Source organism: Microbacterium sp. ISL-103, from assembly GCF_018613995.1.
Classification (GTDB): Bacteria; Actinomycetota; Actinomycetes; order Actinomycetales; family Microbacteriaceae; genus Microbacterium.
Genome location: NZ_JAGGPD010000157.1, coordinates 1 through 2909 on the forward strand (window position 1 = coordinate 1; position 2909 = coordinate 2909).

The 2909-nt window shown below is 70.1% G+C and carries 4 protein-coding genes and 1 pseudogene; 3 read left to right on the forward strand and 2 right to left on the reverse strand.

What is annotated here, in order from left to right; translation table 11 throughout:
• The 3 genes and pseudogenes from J7E68_RS06660 to J7E68_RS06670 form a co-directional block, all read left to right on the forward strand.
• Positions 1 to 209 (forward strand): annotated as a pseudogene (locus J7E68_RS06660) (carboxymuconolactone decarboxylase family protein); the annotation flags it as partial.
• Positions 206 to 928: a tyrosine-protein phosphatase gene (locus J7E68_RS06665; protein WP_215171029.1), complete on the forward strand. Its 723-nt coding sequence runs from the start codon at positions 206 to 208 to the stop codon at positions 926 to 928. The pseudogene J7E68_RS06660 and the gene J7E68_RS06665, both read left to right, overlap by 4 nt.
• Before the next feature lie 33 nt (positions 929 to 961).
• A complete protein-coding gene (locus J7E68_RS06670; protein ID WP_215171031.1) occupies positions 962 to 1432 on the forward strand; it encodes an SIP domain-containing protein in 471 nt (156 codons plus the stop codon).
• 80 nt (positions 1433 to 1512) lie between these two features.
• Here J7E68_RS06670 and J7E68_RS06675 read toward each other — a convergent pair whose 3' ends face one another.
• On the reverse strand, positions 1513 to 1956 hold the full coding sequence (locus J7E68_RS06675) for a Fe-S oxidoreductase (protein WP_215171033.1): 444 nt from the start codon (positions 1954 to 1956) through the stop codon (positions 1513 to 1515).
• Positions 1953 to 2756, reverse strand: a complete 804-nt coding sequence (locus tag J7E68_RS06680) for an arginase family protein (protein ID WP_215171035.1) — start codon at positions 2754 to 2756, stop codon at positions 1953 to 1955. The genes J7E68_RS06675 and J7E68_RS06680 overlap by 4 nt, the downstream gene beginning before the upstream one ends.
• Between the last annotated feature and the right edge of the window lie 153 nt (positions 2757 to 2909).

The following is a 2909-nucleotide window of genomic DNA, read 5'->3' on the forward strand; positions in this document are numbered from 1 at the left end:
AAGAGGCGGCGCTGGAACTCGCCGAGGCCTTCACCTTCATCTCGGAGGAGGGGATCTCCGACGACCTCTACAACCGCGTGGGCGCCGTCTTCACCGAGAAGGAGTACGCTGCCCTGAGCTGGGCCTGCGTCTCGATCAACGCATTCAACCGGGTCGTCATCGCCGGGCGATACCCGGTTCCGCCGCGCGCCGCGCAGGCGCAGGCATGAGCGTCCTCGACATCGACGGCGTCAACAACTTCCGCGACGTCGGAGGGCTCCCGGCGGCGGGTGGGCGCATCCGATCGGGGATGCTGCTGCGCTCGGGGCAGCTCTCGCGCGCCACCACCTCGGGGGTGAACGAGGTGCGCAGCCGCGTCGCGCACATCGTCGACCTGCGCGACGGGGAAGAGGTCGCCGCGGAGCCGACCGAGATCGAGGGGCCCGACACCACGCATCTCCCGCTGTTCCTGGGGTCGGTCCGTTCGTTCTTCGAGACGGACACGAGTCTGGAAGACCTCTATCTGCACCTCCTCGAGGAGAGCGGAGAACGACTGGTCGACGCGATCCGCATCATCGCCGCAGGAGAGCCGACCCTCGTGCACTGCACCGTGGGCAAGGACCGCACCGGTGTCACGGTGGCTCTCGCGCTCGCCGCGGTGGGCGCGGATCGTGAGGCGATCGTCGCGGACTACGCACTCACCGAGTCGCTGCTGCCGGCGGAGAGGTCAGAGCGCATCGCCGCCTACCTGCGGTCGCAGCATCCCGAGGCCGTGCACGCCGTCGCTCTGGCAACCCAGTCGCCCGCTCCCGTGATGCGGGCTCTGCTCGAGGGCGTCGATGCGAGGTGGGGATCGGCCGCCGACTATCTGCGCGCCAACGGCATGACCGACCGGGAGCTCGATGATCTGCGGGCAGCGCTCGTGGAAGAGGTTCCCGAGCAAGGTTAGGCAACCCTTCATGTGGTGTACGATGGATGCATCATGGAGACCTTCCTCGAGACTCGCAGCACGCGCGCTGAGCGCCGTGCCGCGCGTCGTCGCGCACACCACCTGGTGACTGCCGACGAGCACTCGCTCGCTGAACTCGAAGTGTTCCTCGCGACGCTGCCCCTCTGCGCCTCCGGTCGTATCTTCATCGAGGTCGCAGATGCGTCCGACATCGGGATGATCGAGGCCCCGGGGCGGATGACCGTCACCTGGCTCGCCAGGGCTCAACGCTCCGGTGCCCCCGGTACGGGTCGCGCCTGCGCGCCCGGACAGGCTCTCGCGCGAGCGACCTGCGCCTGGGCCGATGAGATGCTGTGCGACGACGAGCTCGAGACCCATGTCACGCTTCTGGGCGGATACCTCGGCACCGCCGACATCGTCGAGCACCTGACGGGCGCTCTCGACATCGAGCCAGGCCAGATCCACGCACCCGAGCGATTCGGACTCCTGCCGGTCGAGCGCTGAGGGCTGCGCCCGTCGACAGCTGAGGGCTTTGCCCGTCGACAGCTGAGGGCTTTGCCCGTCGACAGCTGACGGCTCCGCGGTTACTGAGGGCGGCTGCGTCGCACGTAGTTTCCGTCTTCGAGCCCTGCCTCGATCTCGAACCGGTTGCGCAGCGGGTCTCGGCCTGCGAAGAGGTAGAGCACGGGAAGCAGGATGCCGTAGCGCAGCCACTGGGCCTTGTGCACGGCTTCGTGTCGCAGCACGGCGTCGCTGGGGCGCGAGTCGCCGGTCAGGAAGCAGCCGCCCACGCAGACGCCGCCACGGTTGAACGCCCACTCGGGCATCCCCTGGAACACCCAGAGCCCTGAGCGACGCTCGACGCGGCCGGTGCTCCACAGCGAGCCCCAGGCCCACCCGACCGCCGTGCCCCACCAGTAGCCTGCTCGGCTGATCGGCGAGCGCAGGAGGAACGCGGGGATGCGGCGATCCAGCCGCCTCCCTCGGATGAGCGCCTGTTCGGCGGCGGGACGCCAGTCGGCGGTCATGCGACAGCTCCCACGAGCCGCAGCAGTGCTCCGAGATCGTCGACCGCATCGGCGGGCGATCGCGGGGCGAAGCCGGCGATCGTCGCTCCCGCCAGCGGGACGCGGGTGCGGAGGGCCCGGACCGCCGCGCTCAGCGTCGCCGGGGCGAGGCCGAAGGGCGCAGGGGAGGAGACGCCCGCGATCTCTGCAGGATCGAGGACGTCGACGTCGATGTGCACCCATACCCGGCTCGCCCCGGTCGCCTCGACTGCGGCTGCGAGGGCATCGGGGTCGTCGAGGTCTTCGACGGAGAGCTGCGTGAGGCCGTCAAGAGCTGTGACTTCGGCGTCTTCGAGGTCGCGCATGCCGACGGCGATCACACGATCCCGCGCGATTCCCGGCGACACCGTGAGCTGAGGCTCGCCCTCTCCGAGCACCGCTCGAAGGGCCATGCCCGAGAACGCACCCGAGGGCGAGGTGTCGGGCGTGTGCATGTCGGCGTGCGCGTCGCACCACACCACGGCCAGGTCGTCCGTGCCCCCGGGAAGAGCGGACAGGGCCGCGACGGTCACGCTGCAGTCGCCGCCGATCACCACGGTGTCTGCGGTCATGGCCGCCTCGACGAGGTCGCGGGTATGAAGGAGCGCGCTGAGGCGACGGACGCCCGTTCCCAGGGACTCGCCGGCCTCGACCGGCACGTCGAGCACGGTCGTCGACGCTCGGGGAAGGTCGCCGGCGATCGCCGTCGCACCGTCGACGAGAAGCATCGCGCGTGCGGCGGGGGAGCCCTGCCACTGCGGGACGACGAGGAATCGCACCATGGGTGCCTCCAGCTATGAAAGAGCGAATGCCCCGGACACCGGGTCCGGGGCATCCGCGAGGACTGTCAGGAGCCTTCGATGGCCTGACGGGGAGCCGGGCCGCCGGCCTTCAGCTCGGCGAGTCGCGCCTCGACCTCGGTGAGCGCACCGAGG